This is a genomic window from Thiofaba sp. EF100, assembly GCF_039822285.1.
GTDB lineage: Bacteria > Pseudomonadota > Gammaproteobacteria > Halothiobacillales > Halothiobacillaceae > Thiofaba.
In genome coordinates, this window is the sequence record NZ_JBAJEY010000004.1 from 178,218 (window position 1) to 196,954 (window position 18,737).

Genomic DNA, 18,737 nt, shown 5'->3' on the forward strand with positions numbered 1-18,737 from the left:
GCATGAAAGCCTGGAGCGGTCACACAAGGCGGGGGCAATCCTTGTTCTCTTGGGTTGTAGGAGGTCCGCCCTCGGGCCGATGACCCATTCAGGGCTGCCCTATCGCGACGAGGGCGTCGCTCCTACGCGAGCGTCCAGACCAATGAAACAGGCTCATGCAATTGCCCTGGCTCAGGAGGTGAGGGGCAGGCGCAGGAGCGCTTGAACGGCCTCAAGGTCGGCCCCATGCGGCAGGGTGAAGAGGGGGGCGCCGGTCCACTGGCGCAGGTCGCCCAGGTTGTCCATGCCGCGTGGCCGTTCCGCCTCGACCTGGTTGAGGATGACCCCGGCGAGCTTGAGGCCGTAGTGGGTGATGGCGTGGATGCCGAGCAGGGCCTGGTTGATGGCGCCCAGGCGGTCGGGCACCACCAGCAGCACCGGAAGGTTCAGGGCGCGGGCGAGGTCGGCATTGAGGGCATCCTCGGCCAGCGGGGCGAACAGCCCGCCGGCGCCCTCGACGACCAGCAGATTCGCATCCTCCGGCATGGCGCAGGCCGCAGCCAGTTCGTCGAGGAACAGCTTCCGCTTCATGCGCCGCGCGGCGCGCGGGGGGCTCAAGGGTTCGCGCAGGGGGTATGGACAGACGGCCTCGAGCGGCTCCCAGCCACCGGCGGCCCGGCGCAGGGCCTCGGCATCCTGCGGGACGAGCCGGCCGTCGATCTCGGGGCAGCCGGACTCGGCCGGCTTGCGTACCGCTACCTTGCAGCCTTGCGCTGTCAGGGCCTCGACGAGACGGCTGGTGACGAAGGTCTTGCCCGCGCCGGTGTCGGTGGCGGTGATGAACAGGCCCGTCGCCATCAGCCGCTGAGGGCCTCGAAACGTCCGCTCTGCGGGTTCCAGGCCTGCAGCACGCCGCGCGCCATGTCGAAGTGCCAGCCATGCAGCTTGAGCTTCCCCGCCTCGACCCGCGCTTTCACCATGGGGAAGGTCATGAGGTTGTCGAGTGAGGCGAGGATGGAGTCCTTCTCGCATTCCAAGGCCAGGCGATCCATGTCGGCCTCCGGGTAATCCGCGCGCGCGCGCTCATAGGCCGGGCGGGCCAGGGCAAGCCAGCGGCCGACCAGGCTCGGGCTGTCGATGCGGGCATCGGCGGGGCGTTCGCAGAGGGCGCGGATGCCGCCGCACTGGGAGTGGCCGTTGATGATGATGTGCTCGACCTCGAGCACGTTCACTGCGTATTCGATGGCCGCGCTCACGCCGTGCTGTCCGGTGTTGGTTTCGTACGGCGGGACGATGTTGGCGACGTTGCGGATGATGAACAGGTCGCCCGGCTCGGTGCCGAACACGATGGCCGGGTCGACCCGTGAATCGGAACAGGCGAGGAACAGCACGCGTGGGTGCTGGCCTTCGCGCACCAGGGCTTGGTAGTACGGGTCTTTGCGCTCGAAGTGCTCGCGGTGGAAGTGCTTGAAGCCCTCCACCAGCTTGTCGATCGGGGCGTGGTTGTCACACATGGTGGGTTCCTTACGCGGTCAGGCGCTGCAGGGCCTCGCGGTACTTGCTTGCGGTGCGCTCGACGATCTCGGCGGGGAGCTCCGGTCCGGGCGGGGTCTTGTCCCAGTCCAGGGTTTCCAGCCAGTCGCGCACGAACTGCTTGTCGAAGCTCTCCGGGCTTTTGCCGGGGGCGTAGGTATCAAGGGGCCAGAAGCGCGAGGAGTCAGGCGTGAGCACCTCGTCGATCAGGTGCAGGGTGCCGTGCTCGTCCACGCCGAACTCGAACTTGGTGTCGGCGATGATGATGCCACGTTGCAGGGCGTAATCGGCCGCTTCCTTGTAGATGCGCAGGGTCATGTCGCGCACCTGTTCGGCGAGCTTGGGGCCGACCAGCCTGACGGTGGCCTCGAAGTCGATGTTCTCATCGTGCTCGCCCACGGCGGCCTTGCTGGAGGGGGTGTAGATCGGCTCCGGCAGTTTGTCGGCCAGCCTCAGCCCCGCAGGCAGGGGGATGCCGCACACCTTGCCTGTGGCCTGGTAGTCCTTCCAGCCGGAGCCGATCAGGTAGCCGCGCGCGATGGCCTCGATCGGCAGCGCCTTGAGCTTCTTCACCAGCATGGTCCGTGGGGCCAGCTCGGCGCGCAGCAGAGCATCGGGGATCACGTCCTCGAGGGTGAGATCGGTCGCCAGGTGGTTGGGGATCAGCTTCTCGAAGCGCTTGAACCAGAACAGGGCGGTCTGGGTGAGGACCTCGCCCTTGCCCGGGATGGGGGTGGGCAGGATCACGTCGAAGGCGGAGAGGCGGTCGGTGGTGACGATCAACAGATGCTTGTCATCCACCCCGTAGATGTCGCGCACCTTGCCGCGATGGATCAGGGGGAGGTTCGGGATGTGGGAGTCGAAGAGGGCGGAGGTCATGGCGGCTTCCCAGGCACAGGATGGCCGACATTCTACCCGGATCGGGGGGCGGTGTGTGCCTCGAGCCAGCTCAGCCAGTGCAGGGCGTGCTCGCGGCTGCCCCCGCACATCTCCTCACCGGGCTTGAGCGAGCTGCAGACGGCCGGTCGCTCCGGCCGCCCAAAGATCATGCAGCGGTCCGCCTCGTCGAGCTGGACGCACCGGACCCCGGCGGGCTTGCCGTCAGGCATGCCGGGGATCGGGCTGCTGATGGAGGGGGCGATGCAGCAGGCGGCGCAGCGGGGGCGGCAGTTCATGTCACGCGTAGGCCAAAGCCTTGCATGAGGCGCCGGGTGGCGAAATCCGGCTGGCCGGAGGTGAAGATGGCGATGTCCTCGCCCGCCGGTTCGACGGCATCCATAAGCGGCGGCACCACGCGCCGAGCCTGGCGGGCGATGGCCTCCGCCGGGTCCAGCCAGTCCACCGGCCAGGGGGCCAGGCGGCGGAAGACATTGGCGAGGAAGGGGTAGTGGGTGCAGGCCAGCACCACGATGTCGGTGCGGCAGCCGTCCTGTTCGACGAAACAGGGGGCGATCTCCGCCCGCACGGCCTCATCATCGATGGGCTCGCCGCGGATGTAGGCTTCGGCCATGCGGGCGAGGTGGGGGGAGCCGACGAGGTGGACATGATGGCTCCCGGCGTAGGTCTCGATCAGCTCCCGTGTGTAGGCCCGCCGGATGGTTCCCGGGGTGGCCAGCACGGACACCACGCCGGAGCGCGTGCGCTCCGCGGCAGGCTTGATGGCAGGGACGGTGCCGATGAAACGCGTCCCGGGGAAGGCCGCCCGCAGATCGGCCCCGGCCAGGGTGAAGGCGGTGTTGCAGGCAACGATCACGGCCTCCGGATCATGCGTTTCGAGCAGGCGCGTGAACAGTGCGAGGATGCGGGCCTTGAGCGGCTCCTCCTCCCAGCCCCCGTAGGGGAAGCCGGCGTCATCTGCCACGTAGACGAAGTTGCGCTCGGGCATCAGCACCCGCGCCTCGCGCAGCACGGTGAGCCCGCCGATGCCGGAGTCGAAGACCAGAACAGGGGAGTGGGACATCCGTGAGCGGATGGAGCCGTGGGGGGTCAGCGCAGCAGGGCGTCGAGATGGTCCACCGCCTCCGCCCAGTCGGCGTCCTCCGCCAGGGCCTCGCGCAGAAACTGTCTCTGGCCTTCGTTCCAGAACGGGGCGTCCGCCAGGGCGAGGTCATGGGCCAGCGGGCGGTGCCGGGCGACGAAGGCCTCGATGGCCGCCGCATCATTCGGCAGGCCCAGCTGGGCAAAGAGTTCGTTCAGGGGGTGGAAGCCGTGCTCCATGAATCACCTCAGTTCTGCTTGATCGCCAAGCTTACAGTGTAGTCCTTGCCCTGTTTCACTTTCTCGTAGTTGCCGAACATCTCCACCAGGGTGCGTTTGAAGAACTCGCGCAGGCCGGAGATGGTGACGAGCACGATGCGGCCGCCGGGCTTTAAGTGGGCGCGGGCATCGTCGAGCATGATGTAGAGCATTTCCTTGCCGACCTTGGCGGGCACGTTGGAGACGATGACGTCGAATCTGCGATCCTTGGGGATGTGCGCAAGGCCGTTGCTGAGCATGGCCTCGGCGTTCTGGATGCGGTTGAGCTCGATGTTCTTCCTGGTGTACTCCACCGCCACGAAGTCCTTGTCCACCAGGAGCGTTTTGCCTTGTGGAGCAAGGCGGGCGAGGGTAAGTCCCAAAGGACCGTAGCCGCAGCCCAGGTCGAGGATGTCGTCGCTCGGCTTCAGCGCGATCTCGCCGTCCTCGAACTGCTTGAGCAAAAGCCAGCTGCCGCTGTCGATCTCGCGCGGGGAGAACAGGCCCCAGGTGGTGAGAAAGCGCATCGGCTGGCCGGCGAGGGTGGCCTCGATCCGGTTGTCCTGGCGCCACTGCGTGATCTGCTGGGTAAGCTGCTTGGGGTCGGTACTCATGAGGCCTTCTTTGCGCAGTCCGCGCACAGGCCGTGAATCTCCAAGCGTGCGCGGGTGGGTTGGAATCCGGTGGGGGCGAGGGCGCGGGCGATGGCGTCGTCCAGCTCGGGGGTCGCCAGTTCATCGACCCGGCCGCAGCGGGTGCAGATCAACAGGCGGGCCTCGTGGGGCTCGTTGGGGTGGGTGCAGCCGACAAAGGCATTGAGACTGTCCACACGGTGGATGAGCCCTTGTTCGAGCAAAAAATCGAGCGCGCGGTAGACGGTGGGCGGCTTGACTGTGTGATCCTCAGTGGAGAGTCGGTTGAGCAGGTCATAAGCCTTGACCGCCTCGTGGCTGGCCCAGATCAGCTCCAGCACGCGGCGGCGCAAGGGCGTCAGGCGGGCGCCGTGGCTTTGGCACAGGGTTTCCGCCTGGTCCAGGGCGTGGGCCAGGCAGTGGTCATGATGGGTGCAGTGCGACATGCGTCTAGCTTGGCGGATCGGCCGCCAGCGGTAAAGCCTTGGTCCTCAGTGCCCATGATCGTGGTGCGCGGGAGCGCTTCCCAGCATGAGCTGGTATTGCAGGAAGACTTGGTTGAACGACTTGCGCACGGCATCAAACCGGCCATCGCCATCCACGTCCTCGGCCACCGGGACGTGCGCGCGGGAGAGTTGCAGGCGCAGTTTCTGCCGCGCATCGATGCGCCAGGTGGCCACGGCGGAAAGGCGGTTCATCTCCTCGAATTCGCTGGTCTGGCGCGGGCAGGGCTTGTCCTGGTAGGGCGGCAGGCAGTAGAGCGGCGAGCCGCTGCGCACCGCCTCGTGGGTGTGGCCCGCGAGATCGTAGCGCAGGCCCACCTCCCAGCGCGGGGCGATGCCGTAGAGTGCCTGGACGACGAAGGCGTCCACGTGCAGTTCGCGCGGCATGCCGATGTTCCATGGCTTGGTGTCGTGGTAGGTCAGGGTCAAATCCTTGCTCTGGTAGTAATACTCGGCCGAGAGCTTGAAGTCCCCTTCGCCCTGCGTGCCACCGGCATGCCGGTGGTAGCCGAGATCCAGACCGGCGGTCCAGGTCTCCCCCTCCAGGGCGTGGTCAGCGTCGTTGATGCCGGGGTGGTAGGTGTGCAACTCCTGGTGTTGGCGTCCCTTGATGTAGGACAGGCCGCCAAAGACGTGATGCCCCTCGGCCGGCTCGAAACCGGACTTGAGGAACGTCGTCCACACCCGCGGCCAGTCCTTGTCTCCCTCGAAGGGCACGTCGATGCGTTTGCCGGTGGTGGTGAGGTAGCCCTGCGTGGGGCCGACATAGGCGGCGACTCCTTCGTTGCCGCCCGAGAGCGCCTCCACCCCCAGACGAAGGTCGAAGGGCAGCCTGGGCGACCAGTCGAACTGGAGGCCGTTGCCGCGCAGGCCACCGGCAAACAGCATCTGGTAGGGCAGGGCCTGATCGACGAAGTCCCACTCATGCGGGTGCAGGTTGTTCTGCTGGCCCACGTCGCTGTAGAAGCGTCCGCCCTTGAGCCTAAGCCCGGCAGGCAGGAAGTCCGTGCGCAGCCAGAACTCCTCCAGCTCACCGGCCTTGCCGTCGGTGGCGAAGCGGAAGGCGCCATCGAGTACCCCCTCCCATTCGGCGCGCAGCCCCAACTCCACCCCGCGCAGGTTCAACCCACGATCCAGGCCGCCGCCATGGCTGTGACCATCGCCATTGTCGCTGTGGACATTGAAGATGCCATTGGCGTTTTGGAGGTATTCCGTGCCGCGCCCACTCGCATCATCGCCATAGGCCACGGCGTCGATGACGGCCATTGGCGTGACCTTCAGCTCATCGGCGAGGGATGGGGCGGTCATGAGGCAGCTCAGTGCTGCAAATCCGAGGCGTTGGATCGTGAGCATGGTGGGGCTTCATTTTGGTATGTTATAAAATAACGTCATGATAACTACTCCGTTCGGCAAGACAAGCTCGGACGGCGGGCGCCAGCACTCCACCCTGCGTTGTGACCCATTCATAAGCAAAATCGTATATTCGATAAGAAACTTGTCCTGTTCACGCTCCTCCCACGCCCTAGAATGACACGACGAAAACGAACGACGATTTGGGAGGAGAGGGACATGTCAGAACACCATTCCGCCGACCAGCAGCGCCGCGCCTTCCTGCGCGCGGTGGCCAGCGCCGCCGCCCTGGGGACCCTCAGCCTCCCCACCCTGGCCCCCCTGCAGGCCTTTGCCAAGGAGATGGAGATGGTGGTCAAGGGGCCGCCGGTGCCGGATATCCCGGCCAAGAAGCTCGGCAAGTACACCTATGTGGTGATCGCGCCGGACGGTTTCCCCAACCCGAAGAACCAGGGGATGATGAGTAACGTCACCTTCGTGGTGACCCAAAAGGGGGTGGTGATCCTCGACTCGGGGGCCTCGGTGCAGATTGGGGAGATGGCCCTCCGCCAGATCAGGAAGGTGACCGACAAGCCGGTCATCGCGGTGTTCAACACCCACTACCACGGCGATCACTGGTTGGGTAATCATGCCTTCGTCGAGGCCTACAAGGACATCCCCATCTACGCCCATCCGCTGACCACCTCGGCGATCAAGACCGGCCAGGGCGAGTTCTGGCAGCACCTGATGGAGCGCTCCACCGACAATGCCACCCTTGGCACCATCGTCACCCCGCCGAACAAGGAGGTGAAGCATGGCGATGAGCTCAAGTTCGGCGAGGTGACCATCCGCTGCCATCACTATGGCAAGGCCCATACCCCGGCGGATGTCTGCTTCGAGATCGTCGAGGACAAGATCGTTCACGTCGGCGACGTGGCCATGGACCGCCGCATCGCCTTCATGGAGGACGGCTCCTACCTTGGCACCTTCAAGACCATGGATGAGCTGCAGAAGATCAAGCCCAAGCTCTGGCTGCCGGGCCATGGCCAGCCGGGGCCGGATGTGCTCAAGAACAACCGTGAGCTGTTCGAGGGCATCTACGGTGCCTGTGTCGAGGCCGTCAAGCAGGGCAAGCCGCTCGAAGAGGCCAAGAGCATGGTGCTGGCCGACCCGCGGGTGAAGAAGTGGGCCCCCCAGACCAAGGGCTTCAACGAGAACATCGGCAATTACACCAGCCTCGCCTACACCGAGGCTGAGCAGGCGAACTTCTGATCCTTCCCTCGCCCTGAATGACGAAACCTCGCCTCGTACAAGGCTGAATCGCCTCGACTCTCCCAGAAACAACAACGCCCCGAAAACTCGGGGCGTTTTCTTTTTCAGGTCCGGCGTTTTGACATGGCCCATCGCAACGGGGGCGTTGGTGGCCGCAGGGATTCAGGCGGCGACCTTCATCGGCCGCACCACGGGCGGGCGCAGCGGGTTGTAGTCCGCCGGAAGCTCGCCGAGGGTGATGAGCTTGGAGCGGCAGACCAAGAAGTCGACCAGGTGGTTGCGCAGGGCGTAGAAGTGTGGATCGTGGTGCATCTCCTGACGCACGCGCGGCCTGGGCAGCGGGTTTTCCACGATCTCGGCGATCTTGGCGTATGGCCCGTTCGACATCAGCACGATCTTGTCGGCCAGCAGGATGGCCTCGTCCACGTCGTGGGTGATCATGAACACCGTCTGATGGGTGGCCGCGCAGATCTTCACCAGCTCGTCCTGGATCACGCCGCGGGTCAGGGCGTCCAGCGCGCCGAAAGGCTCGTCCATCAGCAGCATCTTCGGCTCGATGGCAAAGGCGCGGGCGATGCCGACGCGCTGCTTCATACCCCCGGAGAGCTGGTGGGGCTTCTTGTCCACCGCGTGGCCGAGGCCCACAAGCTCGATGTACTTCAGGCCATGCTCGCGCACCTTGTCTTTTGGCCACTCGGGCCAGCGCGCCTTGATCGCGAAGGCGACGTTTTCGATCACGCTCAGCCAAGGCATCAGGGCGTGGCTCTGGAACACCACGCCGCGGTCTAGGCTCGGGCCCTTCACCTCGCGGCCGTCCATGAACACGTGGCCTTCGGTGGCATCGTCGAGTCCCGCGAGGACGTTGAGGATGGTCGACTTGCCGCAGCCGGAGTGGCCGATGATGCAGACGAACTCGCCCTTTTCGAAACCGAAGTGGATATTTTCGAACACGGTGACGGGTTCGCCGCCCGCCAGGGCGGGGAATACCTTCTTCAGGCCTTCGACCTTGAGGAATGGTTGGGTCATGGGAGTCACTCCTGGTAGGTCACAAGCTTGGTCAGCACGCCGAACACCATGTCGAGCAGCATGCCCACCACGCCGATCATGACGATGGCAAAGATCACGTTGGACAGGTTGAGGTTGTTCCACTCGTTCCACACGAAGTATCCGATGCCGGTGCCGCCGACGAGCATCTCGGCGGCCACGATCACAAGCCACGCAATGCCCATCGAGATGCGCATGCCGGTCAGGATAGTGGGCGCGGCGGCGGGCAGGATCACGCTGATGGCGGTCCTTAAGGGGCTCACCTCCAGGGTGCGGGCCACGTTCAGCCAGTCCTTCTTGACCGAGGAGACGCCGTGCGCGGTGTTGATCATCATCGGCCAGATCGAGCAGATGAAGATCACGAAGATCGAGGACAGGGAGGCGTCCTTGATCGTGTACAGCGCAAGCGGCATCCAGGCGAGCGGCGAGATCGGCTTCATGATCTGGATGTACGGGTTGAGCGCCTTGTACATCAGCGGCGACATGCCGATGACGAAGCCGAGTGGGATAGCGACGGCGGCGGCGAGCAGGAACCCCGCCAGCACCCGGGCTAGTGACCAGGCGAGCTGGATGCCAATGCCCTTGTCGTTCGGGCCGTTGTCGTAGAACGGGTTGGCGAGCTGGCTGGCGATAGTCTCGCCCACGGTGCCCGGGGAGGGCAGGCCGGAGGCCTGTGCCGCCGCCCCGCCCATCAGTGCTGCGTACTCCGGATCGGCGTAGGTGGCGGCGGCTCCTCCTCCGGCCGCCGGGAGTGTCCCTAGTTGCCAAGCGCCGAGAAAGGCGATCAGCAGAACGAAAGAGACAATCGTCGCGCGGAAGCTGAGCGAGCGTGTCATGTCAGGTCCTCCGGATGGCGAAAGAATCGACGTATTCCTGCGGCCTGGCGGGGTCGAACACCTTGCCCATGATGGTGTGCTGCCTGGAGTTCGTCTCCGGTGCCTCGATCCCCATCTCCTTCAGACGCTTGCGCGCGTCGGTGGCGAGGAAGATCTGCTGGGCGATCTGCTGGTAGTCCACGTCCTGCTTGATGTAACCCCAGCGCTTGAGCTGGGTGAGGATCCACACGCCCATTGACTCCCACGGGAACGGGTCGAAGTCTGCACGGCCCGGCACGTTTTGCACGTGACCGAGGCCGTCAGCGAACTTGCCGGTCATCACTTGCTGCAGCACGGGGATCGGCTGGTTCAGGTAGTTGGCCGGGGCGATGGCCTCGATGATGGCCGGCCGGTTCTCCGGCTTGTGTGCGTAGACCGTGGCGTTGGCGATGGCGCGGAACAGCGCGGAGAAGGTGTTGGGTGCCTCCTTGACGAACTTCTCGGTCACGCCGAAGGCGCAGCAGGGGTGGCCATCCCACAGGTCCTTCGACAGCACCTGGATGAAGCCCACGCCCTCGAACACTGCGCGCTGGTTGAACGGTTCGGGGCCGAGGAAGCCGTCGATGTTGCCGGCACGCAGGTTGGCGACCATCTCCGGCGGCGCGATCACGGACAGCTGCACGTCCTTGTCCGGGTCGATACCGTGCTCCGCGAGGTAGTAGCGCAGCAGCAGGTTGTGCATGGAGTACTCGAACGGGATACCGAACTTCATGCCTTTCCAGTTCTTGGGGTCACGATTGTCCTTGTGCTTGACGTGCATCGTGATCGCCTGGCCATTGATGTTCTGGATGGTGGCGACGAATGTTGGGTTGGGCTGCGCGCCCAGGCCCATGCTGGCTGCGATCGGCATCGGTGAGAGCATGTGCGAGGCGTCGTATTCGCCGTTCATCACCTTGTCGCGCACCAGCGCCCAGCCGGCGGTCTTGATCACGTCGACGTTCAGGCCCTCGCGCTCATAGAAGCCCATCGGCTTGGCCATGATGATCGGGGTGGCGCAGGTGATGGGAATAAAGCCGACCTTCAGATCCTTCTTCTCCAGCGGACCGGGCTCGGCCGCCAACGCCTGCGCCGCACCCAGCGGGAACAGGCTGGAGAGCGCGGCCAGCGCGGTGCCGGCGCCAACCGCCTTGAGGAAGGCGCGACGGGTCTCGTCATGGGGGAACAGGGCACGCACCACAGCGGATTCGATCACCCGGTTGAGGGCAGCTTCTTCCTCCTTTGGCTCGTTCAGGCTCGCCTGCTCGGCGTCGTGCTCGGACTGGCTTCTGTGTTTTCCGCAGGAGCAACCGCCCTGGAGGCGGAGGTTGAAGTCGAACGGATTCTTGAAAGCGGACATGGCGGGTCTCCCTGTGTGGATAAGTGTTCGTAGGAGAGATCAATGCAGCCGCCATGCCAGCTTGGCGCGGGCAGGGCATTTGCTTCGTCACGGGGCGTGGAAGGTGGGGCATGCCACTTATGGGGGCGGCGCAGGCACCGTGCAGGTGCAACCCACCGTCCCTGCACGATGCATCGCACTAGCCGGTGTGCCATGGGGCGTCCGCCAATGACGGACATTGGCGGACAGTCACTGGGCCCATCTCTTGCTTGGTCAAGGAAAGAGCCCCGGAGAGAACCTATGAACAACGACCTTGAACACGAAGCCCAGAGGGACCTGGCCGATGACATCGAATTGCTGGTCATCCACGAGGCCGCGCGCAAGCTGGGGCACGCCACAGCCCCCGAGGAGGCCATCCATGCCATCCTGCGGCTGATGTCGCAGATGGTGGGTCTGAACCGAGGACGGGTCGTGCTGCCGGACGGCGAGGGAAGGATGAGCATCCAGTATGCCTACGGTCTCACTGCGCTGGAGCGGCAGCGCGGCCAGTACGCGCTGGGGGAGGGCGTGACCGGGCGGGTCATGCGCACTGGCCAGGTGGCGGTGATCCAGGACATCGACGACGAGCCGGTCTACCTCACCCGCGCGGTGGATCGCGCAACCCTGCCGCAGGAGACCGTTGCCTTCCTCGCTGTGCCCATCCTGCACGACAACGTACCGATGGGCGTGCTGGCGGCGCACCGTTTGCGCCGGCGCAGGCGCGCCTTCAGCCGCGACGTGACCCTGCTGCGCGTGCTGGCCTCCTTCATCGCCCAGATCCTGCGCTTGAACACGCTGATCGAGGAGAAAACCGCACTGCTGGCAGACGAGAACCGCGCCCTCAAACAGGCGCTCGACCAGCAGGCCGAGGGAACTCACGGTATCCTTGGCGAGAGCCCGGCGCTCAAGCAGGCCCTGCGCCAGGCACTGCACGTCTCGCCCACCCAGGCCACCGTGCTGCTTACCGGCGAGTCCGGCACCGGCAAGGAGCGCTTCGCGCGCATGGTGCACCTCACCAGCCAGCGCCGCGACGGGCCGTTCATGGCCATCAACTGCGCCGCCATTCCGGAGAACCTGCTCGAATCTGAGCTGTTCGGTCACGAGAAGGGCGCCTTCACCGGCGCGGTGGCGACCAAGAAGGGTGTGGTGGAACTCGCCAGCGGCGGCACCCTCTTCCTCGACGAAATCGGCGACCTCGCGCTCGACCTGCAATCCAAACTGCTGCATGTGCTGGAGAAACAGCTCATCAAACGCGTCGGCGGGGTCAAGGACATCCCGGTGGACGTGCGCATCATCGCCGCTACCCACAAGAATCTGCAGCGCGCGGTCAACGAGGGCCGCTTTCGCATCGACCTGTTCTACCGCCTGAACGTCTTCCCCATCCACCTGCCCCCGCTGCGCGAGCGCGCGGGCGACGTGCGCCGCCTGGCCCGCCACTTCCTCCAGGAGGCTAGCCAGGAGTTCGACCGCAACACCATGTTCGGCCCCGGCGTGTTGGAGCGGCTGGAGGGCTACAACTGGCCGGGCAACATCCGTCAGCTCGAAAACGTGATCAAACGTGCGGTGCTGGTAGCGCAGGGAGGACAGATAACGGTGGAGGACATCGTCCTCATCCTTAGCCACGAGGCACACATCGGCGAACACCTGGAAGCGGGCACCGCGCAGCGGATTGAACCCGCAGTCGTCCTCGCATCGCAGGCCGGAACGCCTCAGCCTATGGCGCTTCCTTCTTCCGCCGCCATGCCCATGCGCAGCTACAGCTGGGTGCGCGAGGACGAAGCCCAGGACCTGCTCGAAGCCCTGCGCCGCGCAGGTGGCAACAAGACACGTGCCGCCATGTTATTAGGCATGACCCCGAGGCAGTTCAGGTATCGGATGGTGAAGTTGGGGTTGGGGGAGGGGGGATAAGAGGATGGCGATCGGGCGGTTAGGAAGACGGGTTAACAGGCCGCGGCGGTCTGTGGATTGCTTCGCCTACGGCGAACAGCATTGCAGGAGCAATGTTGCAGCGCGCCAGCGCCGGCCGCAGGCCAGAGGCCATGGAGGGCTTCTGCCGCAATGACGATGACGAGCCCTTCGCGAAAACCTTATGACAGTGGCTTGTACGGGGTAAGCTCTGTCGCCTTTTTGCCGCAGATCTCTTCATACAGATCCATCGCGTGGGCGGCTTCCACACCGCTCAGTGCGTAGCCCGCCAGCTTGCCGTGCACGAGGAAGTCCATGCGGCAGCTGCCGCCTTGTTTCGTGCTGAGGTGCCAGCCGCCCAAGTCCGCCACGCTCAGGTCGGGCGGGCAGAGGCTGAGGGCGAGGCTGGTGGTCTTGACGCGGATGGCGGTTGGGCGGTGTTCGAATGGGGCGCTCTGGCCGCAGAGGGCGGCCGCGATTGCCTCGGCTTGGCGCTTGATGGGCTCGATGTAGAAATAGCTTCGTCCATCCACTTCAGCGCAGTCGCCGACGGCGAAGACGTGCGGGTCGCTGCTGCGCATGTCCGCCGGGTCGGCGAGGATGCCGCGGTTCACAGCGAGACCTGCCTTCTTCGCCAGTTCGATGTTGGGCACGAGGCCCATGGCGGAGATCACGAGGTCGGTTTCGAGTGTTCCGCCATGGGTGAGGGTAGCGCGGTAACGGTCGCCCTCCCGATCCAGGCTGGCGAGGCTGACGCCGGGGCGGAAGTCGACGCCTTGCGGCTGGAGCGCGGCCAGCAGGCGGCTGGCGATGGGCTGGGGCGCGAGGCGGCCGAGCAGTTGGTCGCCGAGGTCGAGCAGGGTGACTTGATGCCCGCCTGCGTGCAGGTCCTCGGCGAACTCCACGCCGATCAGGCCCGCGCCGATGAGGGTGACGTGCATGGGGCGCAGGTTGAGCTTCTCCCGCATGCGGCGGTAGCTCACGAGGTCGTTGACCCGCAGGATGTCGTCGGCGGCGTCGCCCTCGAACGCGCGGCGGCGCTGGTTGGCGCCTAGGGCGAGCACAAGCTGGCCGTACTTCACGTTGCCCTTGGCGGTCAGCAGGCGCCTGTCAGCGGGCTTGATGCCCATGACGCGGGTGTTGGCCTGCAGGGTGATGCCGAGTGCTTCGGCCTTGTTGGGGCCGGATTGCTCGACCAGGTCGTCCGCGCTGCGGCCTTGACGGATGGCCATGGACAGGGCGGGCTTGGGGTAGATGCAGCCGTCGTCGGCGGTGATGAGGGTGATAGGGCGGTCGGGATCGCGTTCGCGCAGCCGCTCGGCGACCGTCCAGCCGGCGATGCCGCTGCCGATGATGACCACGGCATCCTCCCCGCCCACCTGGCCGCGTGCCCGGCGCGGGCGGGGCTTCGGTCCGCTTGCGGCGCGCTGGGCGGCGTATTCCTCCAAGGTGATGAAGTCCGCCTTGGTGACGCCGCACAGGGGACAGGACCAGTCCTCAGGGATGTCCTCGAAGCGGGTGCCGGGGGCGAGCCCGCTGTCCGGGTCGCCCGTGGTCTCGTCGTAGATCCAGCCGCAGGTCTTGCAGATCCAGCGTGGGGTGGTCATGGCGGTGATTCCAGGCTAGTTGGGAGAAAACCGTCATTGCGATCGGAACAAGGCAATCCAGGCGGCGTATGGATCGCCACGTTGCTTCGCTCCTAACGTGAGGCTGGTGCAAGCCCGCGATGACGAAGTTGTAGGTCGGGTTCAGGCCGTTGCCATGGCATCCAGCTCCTTGCGCAGGTGCTTGATGGCCGGGGTGACGATGGCGACGAAGTAGGCCTCGCGCAGCTTGCGCTGGGCCGGGGCGTCGATCAGGTAGCCGTTGGCGCCGGTGTGCTGCATGGCGGAGTTGGCCGCGCGCAGGGACAGTTCGGAGCCGAGGAGGCGGGCTTCCAGCACGCTGCGCATGAACTCGGGCTCGGGGTTGAACACGTCGTCGCACAGTCCGGCAATGGCCTCCCGGGCGTCCTCGAGTTCCTCGCGCAGTTCGTCTGGGCGGTCGTCTAGGTAGCAGTTGACATGGCCGAGCTTGGGTTCAACGTCCTCGCACAGCTTGATGCAACCTTCGATCAGCCCGGTCGCCATGCCAGTCTGCAGCAGCACGAAGCCGGCCTTCATCTTCTTCAGGTAGGGCAGGATCGGGTCGCCGAGGACGTGGATCTTGGGGACGAACACGTCCTTGAGGTGCAGTGAGTAGGTGCCGGTGCCTTCCATGCCGGTGAATTTCACCAGCTGCTTCATGGTCAGGCCTTCCCAGTCGGTGTTGACCAGCGCCATCACGTCGCGGGCGTTCTTGCCCTTCACCTTGAAGATGGAGCCGAACCAGTGGCCCGGGCCGAGGTTGGACACCCACGGCAGGGTGCCGTTGACGATGAAGCCGTCGTCGATCTCCTCAGCCGAGAGCAACAGCTCCTCGATGCCGGCCATGTACTTCATCGGGTTGGAGAGCGCTGTGCCGCCGAGCGCCTCGCCGCTGGCCAGGAGCGGCAGGACATGCTTCTTGAGGAAGGCATTGTCGGACATCTCGATGTACCAGCTCACCACGTCCTGAGCCCACATCATGAAGCCGGTGGACATGCACTCTTGCGAGACGATATCCATGACCTTGAGGGCAGTCTGCAGGTCGTGGGTGTCGCGACCGTTCTGCGAGGCAAGGTGTTGGCGGAAGGCCCCGGCCTCGCCAAGGGCGCGCAGCACGTCGGCCGGATAGTGGCCTTGGTCGATCTTCACGGTCAGGGGGGCGAGCTTGTCCCGCACGATGTCCCGGATGTGGTTGAACAGCAGTTCACCTTCAAGGGGCGCGGACGGGGCTTCGTTCAGGGTTGGTGTCACGGCGGTCATGGCGATCTCCTGATGATTTGTGTGCCCTCCCTGCGCGTGCACGGGAGGGCGGGGGAGGTCAGAGCAGGGCGCAGTCGAGGGCGACCGGGCGCATCATGGTGTTGGCGACTGGGGACCACTTCTTGGCGTGCTGTAGCAGGGCGTCCAGTTCGTCCTTGCTGATCGGGTCGAGGGTGGCGACGTCGAACTTGACGCGGATGGCGGTGAAGCCGAGTGGCTTGTTCTCGTCCAGGTCGCCTGTGCCCCAGACGGCGGTAACGTTGATGTCGCCCTCGATCAGCAGTTCCAGTTTGGTCAGCTTGATGCCACGTGCGGTGGCGTTGGCATGCACGCCCACGGCCAGGCAGGCGCCGAGGGCAGCGAGCAAGGCCTCGGACGGGCTCGGCGCGGTGTCCTCGCCGAGCAGGTGCGGCGGCTCGTCCACCACCACCGGGGCCAGGTCGCGGATGTAGGTCAGGTTGCGGAACTGGCCCTCGCACACGGTCTTGGCCTTCAGGGTGATGACAGCGTTCGGATTGGCCTTGCCCTTCTCCCCGAGCGCGGCGAGGCCGCTCTTGTCGATCTCGCGCAGGGCTTGGCGGATGCAGGAGGGGGCGATGGGTTCTTCGAATACGGTGCTCATGGTGTTCTCCGGGATGGACGGTTGCGTTTTGCGTTCGCAGTCCTGGAGGTGCACGGCCCGTGCCATGTTCTGGAAATCGCTGTTCTGGCGCGGTTTTGGCGGGATTTGTTGTCGTTGTCGAAGGGATGGCCGGGCGGATTGTCAGGCCATGGGCCGACATTGTCCGAATGTCGATGGACAATGTCCGCGCGGGTGCGGGGTGGAGAGGCACAAAGGCCGTCGTGATGCCCTTTTCGTGGTTGGCAGGGTTCTTGTTTAAGGACCTTCAGGCGCCGATTCGCCTGATCCAACAATCCGGAGACCCACGCTATGATGAGCAAACAAGACCTGACCGCCCTGATCCTGGACAAGAAGGAGGCCCTGGGCCTGAGCTGGGAGGCCATCGCACAGGGCATCGGCCTGTCGCCGGTGTTCACCACCTCGGCCTGCCTGGGCATGAACAGCCTCAAGGAGGCGTACGCGCAGAAGCTGGTGACCGTGCTGGAGCTGCCGGCCGAGGCTAAGGCCGCGATCATGGCTTGCCCGACCAAGACCTGGGAGAAGGCGGTGCCCACCGACCCGCTGATCTACCGCCTGTACGAGATCGTTGGTGTGTACGGCCCGACCATGAAGGCGCTGATCCATGAGAAGTTCGGCGACGGCATCATGAGCGCGATCGACTTCTCTATGCACATTGACAAGGAGGAGCATCCCGCAGGCGACCGCGTGGTGGTGACCATGAACGGCAAGTTCCTGCCGTATAAGGCTTGGTAAGTCCTCTGCACCTCTTCCTCGAACGAAGAGGGTACGAGCCGGCTCAGGCCGTCAGGCCATGCAGCCCACGCAGCTTCTCGATCAGCCCGCCGATGTCCGCGGTGGGCTTGCCTTCTGTGCTCGGTCCGATCGGGTCGACGGCCTTCTCATCCCCCAGTAGGGCGCGCAGGCTGTTGGCCACGGCGTGACCGAGAACCTCACCGTCGTAGCCGCCCTCCAGGGTGAACACCACCCGTCCACCGCAGTGTCTGTCGGCGAACGCGACCAGCCGGCGGCTCAGGGCGTCGAAGCCCTTCAGGGTCATGTTCTGGCGGGAGAGTGGGTCGCGCCAGTGGCCATCAAAGCCGGCGGAGACCAGCAGCATGTCCGGCTTGAAGCGTGCCATGACCGGTTCGAAGACCTGGTCGTAGAGCGCCAGCAGCCCCGCATCGTCGACATAGGGTGGTACCGGGGCGTTGACGATGGTGCCGCGCGCCGGACCCTCGCCCATCTCGTCGATGCGACCGCTGTGGGCGGGGAACAGGTTGCTCTGGTGCAGATCCAGGAACAGGACGTCCGGATCGTGGCCGACGACCGCCTGCGTACCGTTGCCATGGTGGATGTCGAAATCGAGGATGGCGATGCGCTTGAGGCCCTGCGCCTGCAGGGCCCGGGTCGCGAGCGCGATGTTGCTGACGAAGCAGAAGCCCATGGCCCGGCTCGGCTCCGCATGGTGGCCGGGCGGGCGCACCAGGGCGAAGCCGCTGTCCAACTCGCGCCGGGCGACCGCGCCGCACAGGTCGATCAGCCCGCCGACCGCGTGGCGGGCTGCCTCCCAGGTCGCGTGGTTGACGTAGTTGTCCTGCGCGCCGAAGTTGAAATAGCCCGGCTCGCCTTCGCTCGCGACGCGCACTTCCATCAGGTAGCCCTCCGTATGGCCGCGCTGCAGTTCCTCCTCGCTGGCAGGGCGGACCGGCTGGGCGACCAGGCGGTCGAGCAGGCCATCTTTCTCGATACGCTCGAGGATGGCTCGCAGCCGGTAGGCCCCTTCCCTGTGCCCCGGCCAGTCGTGCTCCAGGAACAGCTTGTGCGTCACCACGCCCACGCGCCGGTCGCGGCCTGCCCGCACGGCGGGCAGCCCCGAAAGGCCGAGGCCCAGGGCGAGGGAATGATGGAAAAAGCGGCGACGCTCGGCAGGCGTGTTCATGGAAGATGTCTCTGCGTCTTTCTGAGGAGCAACATAGCGTAAGGTCGTTTGGCAATAACCTGCCGTGCAGTCAGTTTTCCGTGTCCAACGCCGGCAGGTTCCGCTAGAATCCAAGGCAAATCAATTCCATGCGAGAGAGCGCCATGCGCCAGCAAAACTATTGTGGCTACGACGAGGACATGTGGGGTGGCTTCACCGAGATTGGCCGCATCATCCGCGACGCCAAAGTATTCGGTCTGATCCCTGAGGACGAGCAGTGCAAGAACTGGCCACGCCACAAGTTTGAACAGCTGTGGGAGCAGGTCACCAACGAATGGGACAAGTACGGCGCCATGGTGAGCAATCTGCCCGCGGATCTTCGGGGCAAGCATGAGGCCATCCATGCCGCCGCCCTGGAAAAGGCCAAGGCCATGGGCTGGACCCCGGAGCAGTGGTTGACGGCCAGCGACTTCGACGGCTGGGTCAAGGAGGAAGACCTGGAGGAGCTGATGCCGCCGGAATGGCTGCAGCGGCTGGATCGGCATCGCTGATCGCTTGCACATCCCTGACCGCAAGCAGGCCGGCTCCAACGCCGGCTTTCTTGTGGGCGCAGCCTTGAGCGAAAAAATAAAGCCGGCCATGGCCGGCTTT

At 65.2% G+C, this 18,737-nt stretch carries 20 protein-coding genes; 4 read left to right on the forward strand and 16 right to left on the reverse strand.

Translation table 11 applies throughout. The features are described from left to right. Positions 1-171: 171 nt before the first annotated feature. The 9 genes from bioD to V6D91_RS08775 are packed head-to-tail and all read right to left on the reverse strand — an operon-like array spanning position 172 to position 6,190. Positions 172-837, reverse strand: a complete 666-nt coding sequence (bioD, locus tag V6D91_RS08735) for a dethiobiotin synthase (RefSeq protein WP_347319630.1) — start codon at positions 835-837, stop codon at positions 172-174. Beyond that, complete coding sequence (locus V6D91_RS08740; protein WP_347319632.1) at positions 837-1,493, reverse strand: carbonic anhydrase; 657 nt, start codon at positions 1,491-1,493, stop codon at positions 837-839. Before V6D91_RS08740 ends, bioD begins: the two co-directional genes overlap by 1 nt. 10 nt (positions 1,494-1,503) lie before the next feature. Beyond that, a complete protein-coding gene (locus V6D91_RS08745) occupies positions 1,504-2,391 on the reverse strand; it encodes a phosphoribosylaminoimidazolesuccinocarboxamide synthase (RefSeq protein WP_347319634.1) in 888 nt (295 codons plus the stop codon). A 32-nt stretch (positions 2,392-2,423) separates the two neighbouring features. Beyond that, positions 2,424-2,687 carry a YkgJ family cysteine cluster protein gene (locus V6D91_RS08750; protein ID WP_347319636.1) on the reverse strand — a complete coding sequence of 88 codons (264 nt, stop codon included), beginning with the start codon at positions 2,685-2,687 and terminating at the stop codon, positions 2,424-2,426. After that, the gene (murI, locus tag V6D91_RS08755; RefSeq protein WP_347319638.1) at positions 2,684-3,472 is read right to left on the reverse strand and encodes a glutamate racemase; all 789 of its coding nucleotides are present in this window, start codon (positions 3,470-3,472) and stop codon (positions 2,684-2,686) included. The genes V6D91_RS08750 and murI overlap by 4 nt, the downstream gene beginning before the upstream one ends. 26 nt (positions 3,473-3,498) lie before the next feature. Next, complete coding sequence (locus tag V6D91_RS08760; RefSeq protein ID WP_347319640.1) at positions 3,499-3,729, reverse strand: DUF2789 domain-containing protein; 231 nt, start codon at positions 3,727-3,729, stop codon at positions 3,499-3,501. A gap of 8 nt (positions 3,730-3,737) precedes the next feature. After that, positions 3,738-4,361 (reverse strand): methyltransferase, encoded by a 624-nt coding sequence (locus tag V6D91_RS08765; protein WP_347319642.1) that lies wholly within the window; start codon positions 4,359-4,361, stop codon positions 3,738-3,740. Continuing rightward, positions 4,358-4,825 carry a Fur family transcriptional regulator gene (locus tag V6D91_RS08770; RefSeq protein ID WP_347319644.1) on the reverse strand — a complete coding sequence of 156 codons (468 nt, stop codon included), beginning with the start codon at positions 4,823-4,825 and terminating at the stop codon, positions 4,358-4,360. Before V6D91_RS08770 ends, V6D91_RS08765 begins: the two co-directional genes overlap by 4 nt. A 45-nt stretch (positions 4,826-4,870) precedes the next feature. Next, positions 4,871-6,190, reverse strand: a complete 1,320-nt coding sequence (locus V6D91_RS08775; RefSeq protein WP_347319646.1) for a hypothetical protein — start codon at positions 6,188-6,190, stop codon at positions 4,871-4,873. A gap of 261 nt (positions 6,191-6,451) precedes the next feature. Here V6D91_RS08775 and V6D91_RS08780 point away from each other — a divergent pair, with 261 nt between their 5' ends. Beyond that, complete coding sequence (locus V6D91_RS08780; RefSeq protein WP_347319648.1) at positions 6,452-7,483, forward strand: MBL fold metallo-hydrolase; 1,032 nt, start codon at positions 6,452-6,454, stop codon at positions 7,481-7,483. Between the two features lie 162 nt (positions 7,484-7,645). Here the strand turns inward: V6D91_RS08780 and V6D91_RS08785 are convergent, their stop codons facing one another. The 3 genes from V6D91_RS08785 to V6D91_RS08795 are packed head-to-tail and all read right to left on the reverse strand — an operon-like array spanning position 7,646 to position 10,738. Beyond that, positions 7,646-8,509: an ABC transporter ATP-binding protein gene (locus V6D91_RS08785; protein ID WP_347319650.1), complete on the reverse strand. Its 864-nt coding sequence runs from the start codon at positions 8,507-8,509 to the stop codon at positions 7,646-7,648. A 5-nt stretch (positions 8,510-8,514) separates the two neighbouring features. After that, on the reverse strand, positions 8,515-9,363 hold the full coding sequence (ntrB, locus tag V6D91_RS08790; protein ID WP_347319652.1) for a nitrate ABC transporter permease: 849 nt from the start codon (positions 9,361-9,363) through the stop codon (positions 8,515-8,517). Position 9,364: 1 nt separating this feature from the next. Further along, on the reverse strand, positions 9,365-10,738 hold the full coding sequence (locus V6D91_RS08795; protein ID WP_347319654.1) for an ABC transporter substrate-binding protein: 1,374 nt from the start codon (positions 10,736-10,738) through the stop codon (positions 9,365-9,367). A 279-nt stretch (positions 10,739-11,017) separates the two neighbouring features. On the opposite strand from V6D91_RS08795, the gene V6D91_RS08800 reads away from it, so the two are divergent. Continuing rightward, positions 11,018-12,664, forward strand: coding sequence for a sigma 54-interacting transcriptional regulator (locus tag V6D91_RS08800; protein ID WP_347319657.1), 1,647 nt, complete (start codon positions 11,018-11,020; stop codon positions 12,662-12,664). Between the two features lie 179 nt (positions 12,665-12,843). Here V6D91_RS08800 and V6D91_RS08805 read toward each other — a convergent pair whose 3' ends face one another. The 3 genes from V6D91_RS08805 to V6D91_RS08815 all read right to left on the reverse strand — a co-directional run bounded on the left by V6D91_RS08805 (position 12,844) and on the right by V6D91_RS08815 (position 16,168). Next, the gene (locus tag V6D91_RS08805; protein WP_347319659.1) at positions 12,844-14,268 is read right to left on the reverse strand and encodes an FAD-dependent oxidoreductase; all 1,425 of its coding nucleotides are present in this window, start codon (positions 14,266-14,268) and stop codon (positions 12,844-12,846) included. A gap of 141 nt (positions 14,269-14,409) precedes the next feature. Beyond that, a complete protein-coding gene (locus V6D91_RS08810) occupies positions 14,410-15,546 on the reverse strand; it encodes an acyl-CoA dehydrogenase family protein (RefSeq protein WP_347319661.1) in 1,137 nt (378 codons plus the stop codon). Between the two features lie 58 nt (positions 15,547-15,604). Then, positions 15,605-16,168: an OsmC family protein gene (locus tag V6D91_RS08815; RefSeq protein ID WP_347319663.1), complete on the reverse strand. Its 564-nt coding sequence runs from the start codon at positions 16,166-16,168 to the stop codon at positions 15,605-15,607. A 309-nt stretch (positions 16,169-16,477) separates the two neighbouring features. On the opposite strand from V6D91_RS08815, the gene cynS reads away from it, so the two are divergent. Further along, positions 16,478-16,921, forward strand: coding sequence for a cyanase (gene cynS, locus V6D91_RS08820; protein ID WP_347319665.1), 444 nt, complete (start codon positions 16,478-16,480; stop codon positions 16,919-16,921). 43 nt (positions 16,922-16,964) lie between these two features. Here cynS and V6D91_RS08825 read toward each other — a convergent pair whose 3' ends face one another. After that, positions 16,965-18,107 (reverse strand): histone deacetylase, encoded by a 1,143-nt coding sequence (locus tag V6D91_RS08825; RefSeq protein WP_347319667.1) that lies wholly within the window; start codon positions 18,105-18,107, stop codon positions 16,965-16,967. Positions 18,108-18,250: 143 nt separating this feature from the next. On the opposite strand from V6D91_RS08825, the gene V6D91_RS08830 reads away from it, so the two are divergent. Next, on the forward strand, positions 18,251-18,637 hold the full coding sequence (locus V6D91_RS08830; protein WP_347319669.1) for a hypothetical protein: 387 nt from the start codon (positions 18,251-18,253) through the stop codon (positions 18,635-18,637). Positions 18,638-18,737: the final 100 nt, after the last annotated feature.